Below are 6606 nucleotides of genomic sequence, written 5' to 3'. Positions count from 1 at the left end.
ACGCTCCATCATCACAAGACAAAAATCACTCAGAGAGATGCGACCCCAGCGTTAACAAATATTGGGGAACGGGGTCTTACAATGGTTTTGTGGCAGGGGATTATTGTATTTCAGGTGATGCTATGATGGTTGAATATTGCCGGTCAGTAGATTACTTTAGCTGCTGTGGCGCCTTGGCGTCGGATTACTATCTGTCCTGGGACCGGGTCGGCAATCTGTCGTCCCTGAAGATTGTAATAAATTACCGGAGAATCGCTGTCATAGTCCGATGGAATCTCGTCAATGGCCGAGGATACCTCTTCGGTACCATATACTGCAAAAGCACCGGGCTCAAGGGTAATGCTTCCGTCGGTAATTGCCGGCGATGTGTTGTGGCTCGCAGCAAGCAGTCGGAGATACGATGCGTCGCCTGCTCCTGTGGGTATGAATATGTCGATGGGCTTGTCGATAAGCGGGTTGACAGCAAGCAGAAGTTTCTTATTGCCGTATGTCAGTAGTAGGGTGCGGCCCTCTGTCCATCCGTTGAGGAGTATGGCGGCGGATGATTCGTTGCCGAAAAGGTCGGGATTGGCGCCGCGCAGGGCGAGCAGGTCGCGATAGGTCTGACACAGACCGGCATTATTGGCATTGTTTAGATTGTTCCATACCACCAGTTTGGGGTTGGTATTGTTGGAGCCGTCGGTATTTTTGGTGGTCTGGTTGGCTCCGAATTCTTGAAACTGCCATATCATGTGGGGGCCGGGAGTCATGAGCATCTGTGCTGCAACCGATCCAAGGCGACGCATGCGCATGGCATAGTTGTTTTTGACTCCGGTGGCGCCGTATTTCATCTGCTTGTATGCCATGCGTTCCTCGTCGTGGCTTTCGGCGTAACTTATGGTGGAGCCGCGCAGACGGGAGCCGTCGGATGGGGAGAAGAATCGGCTGAGTGAGGAGTTTTCCTCATAGCCCATGGCAAACTGGCATGCCGGATTGTTGATGTTGGCCCAGTTGATGTCGCCGTCGGATGCGAGTGCGTTTTCTTCCTCGGCTCCTGCGAGGTCTTCGTTGATGAAGTAGGCTGTGGGGTCGATCTCTTTGACGGCAGCATGCAGGGAGGCCATGCGGGCAATGCGTGAGGCGTTGTATGCGTCGGTTCCCGACTCTGAAGGTGTGCCCCAGGTATTGGTGGCTTCATTGTATGTGTTGCCGTATGAGTCGTTGTCGCCAAGGCCTTTCACGAGGTCAAATCTGAATCCGTCGACTTTGTATTCCTTGAGCCAGTAGCGCAGCGCGTCCTTAAACTGTCGCTGTACCAGGTCGTTGCTCTGGTTCCAGTCGTTGAGCACGGAATAGGCATGGGGCGATGTGGCGTTGTAGAACTTAGACAGAACCATCGGATACATGAGGTACCATGGGTGGAGTCCGGCAGTCTGGTTGAATACTACGTCGAGCACTACAGCCAGTCCGCGTGCATGGCATTCGTCGACGAGGCGTCGGTAATCGTCGGGCGCTCCGTAGGCTTTGTCGGGTGCGAAGTAGAAGTTGGGATTGTAACCCCACGAGTTGTTGCCGTCAAACTCCATGACCGGCATAAGCTCTATGCCGTCGACACCAAGCTCCTTGATATAATCGAGCTTGTCGATAAGTGCGGCTATGGTGCCGGTGCCGTAGGCTTTCCCGTCGGTGCCGGTGAAGTCGCGTACGAGCACTTCGTAGAGCACGAGACTCTCCTGCGGGGGACGGGTGAATGATGTGGTCTGCCAGTCGTATGTGTCAGCGTCGGAGTTGTAGACGGCTACCGGTACGGAAGCCGGCACTTTTCCCGACGGGAATACGGGCATGTCGGGATATACGGCTGAGGATATGTATTTGTCGTTGTTTCCATCGAGCACGAGGCGGGCATAGGGGTCGCCCACTGCGGTCTGGCCGTCGACTATATAATAATATGTATAGTCTTTGCCCGGCTCAAGGCCGTCGACGGAAATCCAGAAGTAGCGTATGCCGTCGATGTCGGTGTAGTGCATCTGCTGTTGGGCTACGATGTCGAAATCGTTCCACGAGCCTACGAGCTGCACCATATTTTTTTCGGGCGCCGGGAAGCAGAATATAGCCGACGAGCCGTCGGAAGTGGGAGTTACTCCCGGCTGTGGGTCTCCGTCGGGATAGTGCCGCATGTCGGGTGCCGGAAATCCTGACGGGAATACTGTGAGGGATATGTCGCCTCCGTTGATTGTCTTGCCCTGGGAGTCGGAGCCTGCGGCGTCGCGAAACACGAATACCATGTTTTTGATTTCCACTCCGTCGGGCACCCCGTAGTATTGCCGTATGTCGGGAATGTCGAGGGTCCAAGTGCCTGAGCCTGATGGGTCGAGCTTATATTTCGCGGAATTGTCGGGCCAGTTTGGTGCGAAAGTCCATTCGTCGGGCGTTGTCGAGCGCGATGTGATAAGGCCGGTGTGGGCGTAGACTGCGGTTGACGCCGGAAGTGCGGCCATACCGCGGTTGCCCCAGTCGGCATGGAATGTGATTACTATATTCTTTGTGTCGGCAGTGATTATTGCCGGATTGGTTGTGACCACCTGCGCTCCGGCGGTCGGCGGCAATATGCCGAGCGATGCGAAAAGCCATATGGCTCCGCATCGTAGAGAATTGTTTTTCATCGCTATAAAAATAAACTATCTTAAAGAATCCGTAGGGTCAGGTAGTCAAATGTATGACTACGGAACAGGAGAGAAGAATAGAGGAGCGGAGGAGCGAGGATGGGAGGAGCGAAATCAGAGTGGCTTTCTGAAAGCTGCGCGACGGCGGTGGAGACGCTTGTCGAAGAACTTCCATTGCTGCTGCACATTCTCGTTGTCGGCCAGCTCGGGATTAGTTTCGGCCCAGCGTACGCGGTTTTTGATATATGTGGGCAACAAATCGGTGAAGAGCAGGGAGTTGACGCCTTTGCTCTGGTATTCAGGCGATACGCCTACGAGCAGGAGGTCGACGGTGTCGTTGTGGCGGTACATGGCTTTGAGCAGGTGGTACCATCCTGTGGGGAACAGGCGTCCGCGTCCTTTCTGCAGTGCTCTCGACATCGACGGGAGCGATATGCCTACACCAACGAGCTTGTCGTCTTTGTCGACGATGAGGCTTACATACTCCAGTTTGAGGATTGGGAGGTATATGTCGATGTAGTATTCAATCTGGCGTCGGGTAAGGGGAGAATAACCGTATAGTTTGTCGTAGGCCTCGTTGATAAGCTCGAACAGGGCCTGTCCGTAGTCGGCCTTTATTTTTTTGCCTGAGGTATATTTGAGGGTGCGCAGTCCGTACTTGCGGCGCACTATATCGGCTACTCTCTGTAGCTGCTCGGGCACTTTGTCGGGTACTGATATACGGTACTCGACCCACTCGACATCCTCGGTAAAACCCATGCGGTGCATATGGCGCGGGTAATACGGGTAGTTGTAGATTGTAGCCATTGTGCCCATCTCGTCGAATCCGTAGGTGAGCATTCCTTCATGGTCGAGGTCGGTGAACCCGAGCGGACCTACCATAGAATCCATACCGTGGGAACGACCCCATTCGGCCACGGTGTCAAACAGCTTGTCGGCTACCTCATCATCGTCGATGAAGTCGGCAAATCCGAAGCGTACGTCGCGTTTTCCCGAGCGTTCGTTTACCTGGGTGTTTATGATTCCGGTAATTCTCCCGACAGGCTTACCGTCGCGATATGCCATCCAGGATTTTGCCTTGCAGAAGTCAAACGCCGGATTCTTGGAGGGAGTCAGTGTGTCGACATCGTCGCCTATCAGAGGCGGTACAAAGTATGAGTTTCCTTCGTAGAGATCAATCTGGAATTGTGTATATCGGGTTAGTTCGGCCTTAACAGGCTTTATTTCGCGTATTTCAATCATACTTCGTGGTGGGGTTACATGCGTGTGATGTTAAGCCATGTCAGCAGGCATATCATCGCTATGAGGAATATAATCAGGAATGTATACACCTGGTTGCTGTTTCGGCGCTCGAATGCGAGGTGGAGGTCCTGCACGTCGCGGTAACGCCTTTTGGGGTCGGAATCCTTGCAGCGTTGTGCGATTTTGCGCAGTTCGGGGAGTTTTGTGGTGACATGGTCGAGCACTTCGTCGAGCACACATCCGTAGCGGTATATGTCTTCTGAGGCGTCGGCAGGCTCAAGGTGTTGCCGCTGGTCAAATCCTACGTCGATGAGCTTGAGGTTGCCTATATTTTCTGTGAAATATATGGTTTCGGGTCGGATGGGGTGGTGCACGATATGGTTGCTCTGGATGTAGTCGATAGCGTCGACCAGTTCGTGCTGCAGTTTTTCGAGGATTTCCGGCGTGATACGGTCTTCATCGATAAGTTTGCGCAGTGAATCACCGTATACGTCGTCAGTGATGATACAGCGGCCGAGAGTGGGCACTTCCTCAAGATCGTTTATCATCACGATATTAGGATGGGCGAGGTTGTACCTTACGTCAAACTCCTTTTCAAGCATCTGACGGTACTCTTCCTGCGATGCATATTCGGGCTTGAGGGTCTTTAGCATAACCCATCGGCCATACTTCTTTGCAGTGTATACAAGATAGTACTCCTCCTCCCATTCGGGGAGCAGGGTAATCTCGGTCCATTTTTCCGCAGCCGAAGGTTTGGTGTATTCAGTTGCGTTATCTTCCGGGACGGCCGGTGTTTGCTGCTGATCGGTGCTCATAGAGAGCAAAGGTACAAATTTCTTCTGTAAATATGTGGATAGTGAAAGGAGGAAGTCTTATAGACTTTTTCGTATTATGAATTTTCTTATGATTTTTGACTGTTTTATGGGCCGGATATAGGCATTAGCGCGGAGATTGTGTAATTTTGCGGCGTGAATTGGTTTGAAAGTTTATTTTTTGAGCAATCGGCACTACAGGCTGTATGTGTAATCTCGGTCATAATAGCTATCGGACTGGGATTAGGGAAGTTGCGTATTTGCGGTATATCGCTGGGCGTAACATTCGTGTTCTTCACCGGAATCATGGCGGGACACTTCGGTCTGGCCATCGACCCGGCCATACTGAAGTATGCCGAGGATTTCGGACTGATGCTGTTTGTCTATGAACTCGGCCTCAAAGTAGGCCCGGGATTCTTCAGCTCGTTCCGCACAGGCGGTATGAAACTCAACATGCTGGGACTCGGTCTTGTGTTTGCCGGCACAGCCATCGCCATAGCCCTAAGCTATATACTTGCCATACCGATGACCGACATGGTGGGTATACTCAGCGGCGCCACTACCAACACTCCGTCGCTTGGCGCAGCCCAGCAGGCTATCAACCAGCTCGGCCTACCCGCCGAGGGTGCCGCTCTCAGCTGTGCCGTGACATATCCGCTCGGTGTGGTGGGTGTCATCATCGCATTTGCCCTGGTCAAAAAATTCGTGGCGCGAAAATCAGATTACGAGCCACACCATCAGGGAGACTCGGACAATACGTATGTGGCAGAGTTCCATGTCACAAACCCCGGTATCGGGGGACTCACCCTGCGCGACATCCACAAGCTCGTAACAACAAACTTTGTAATATCGCGCATATGGCATGGCGACGATGTGTCGATTCCAGGCCCCGACGACACGCTATCTATCGGCGACCGTGTGCTTGTCATCACTACCGAAGACGAGGTGGCGCGCCTTACAATCTTTTTCGGAGAGAAAAGCGAGCGCAACTGGAACAAACCGGACATAAACTGGGACACACTCGACAAGAACCTTGTTTCGCGCACCATCACCATAAGCAAACCTCAGCTCAACGGTCGCCGGCTCGACTCCCTGAATCTGAGAAAACACTATGGTGTAAACATATCGCGTGTGTCGCGCTCAGGCATCCGACTTCTGGCGCGTCCCAACCTTATATTGCAGCTCGGCGACAGGCTTACCATCGTAGGCACTCCCGAGGCCATCAACAAGGTCGGCGCCCTTGTGGGCAATTCCGTGACCGACCTGAAAGACCCCAATCTGGCAGCGATATTCATAGGCATGGTGCTGTCGCTCATAGTCGGTTCAATACCCATCGCCATCCCCGGCATTTCCGTGCCCATCAAGCTCGGCCTGGCCGGTGGCCCTATAGTGGTGGGGATACTCATCGGGCGATTCGGGCCGCATTTCCACATGGTGACGTATACCACACGCAGCGCCAATCTTATGTTGCGCGGCATCGGACTGTCGCTATTCCTGGCATGCCTGGGTCTCGACGCCGGCGGAAAATTCCTTGAGACAATAATGCGTGCCGACGGGCTTATATGGATTGCGGCGGGATTCATCATCACTCTGCTCCCTTCCCTCGTCATGACTATTCTGTCGATGCGTCTGTGGCATCTCGATTTTGGCTCTGCCGCCGGCATGGTGAGCGGAGCTATGGCCAATCCCATGTCGCTGAGCTATGCCAACGAAGTAACTCCAGGCGACGATGCCCCGGTAGCCTACGCCACCACCTATCCGCTGTCGATGTTTGCACGTGTGGTAATCGTCCAGTTGCTGATTATCTTCTTTGTGTGACATCAGCCTGCATGCATTTAGACCCCGTTCCCCAATATTTGTTAACGCTGGGGTCGCATCTCTCTGAGTGATTTTTGTCTTGTGATGATGGA

The 6606-nt window shown here is 53.2% G+C and carries 4 protein-coding genes; 1 reads left to right on the top strand and 3 read right to left on the bottom strand.

What is annotated here, in order from left to right:
• Positions 1–143: 143 nt before the first annotated feature.
• The 3 genes from K2I50_RS08220 to K2I50_RS08210 all read right to left on the bottom strand — a co-directional run bounded on the left by K2I50_RS08220 (position 144) and on the right by K2I50_RS08210 (position 4699).
• Entirely contained in the window at positions 144–2642 is a 2499-nt protein-coding gene (locus tag K2I50_RS08220) for an alpha-amylase family glycosyl hydrolase (RefSeq protein WP_301025853.1), read from the bottom strand.
• Between the two features lie 114 nt (positions 2643–2756).
• Entirely contained in the window at positions 2757–3884 is a 1128-nt protein-coding gene (locus K2I50_RS08215) for an N-acetyltransferase (RefSeq protein WP_301025852.1), read from the bottom strand.
• 14 nt (positions 3885–3898) lie between these two features.
• Positions 3899–4699: a protein kinase domain-containing protein gene (locus K2I50_RS08210; protein WP_301025851.1), complete on the bottom strand. Its 801-nt coding sequence runs from the start codon at positions 4697–4699 to the stop codon at positions 3899–3901.
• Between the two features lie 153 nt (positions 4700–4852).
• Here K2I50_RS08210 and K2I50_RS08205 point away from each other — a divergent pair, with 153 nt between their 5' ends.
• Entirely contained in the window at positions 4853–6514 is a 1662-nt protein-coding gene (locus tag K2I50_RS08205; protein ID WP_301025850.1) for a putative transporter, read from the top strand.
• The last annotated feature ends 92 nt before the right edge of the window (positions 6515–6606 follow it).

This window comes from Muribaculum sp., assembly GCF_029051885.1.
In the GTDB taxonomy this organism is placed as follows: domain Bacteria; phylum Bacteroidota; class Bacteroidia; order Bacteroidales; family Muribaculaceae; genus Muribaculum.
This window is presented reverse-complemented; position numbering and strand designations above follow the sequence as displayed.

Coding starts and splice junctions, on each gene's coding strand:
- K2I50_RS08220 (WP_301025853.1), bottom strand. CDS start 2,642: ATGAAAAACAATTCTCTACGATGCGGAGCCATATGGCTTTTCGCATCG.
- K2I50_RS08215 (WP_301025852.1), bottom strand. CDS start 3,884: ATGATTGAAATACGCGAAATAAAGCCTGTTAAGGCCGAACTAACCCGA.
- K2I50_RS08210 (WP_301025851.1), bottom strand. CDS start 4,699: ATGAGCACCGATCAGCAGCAAACACCGGCCGTCCCGGAAGATAACGCA.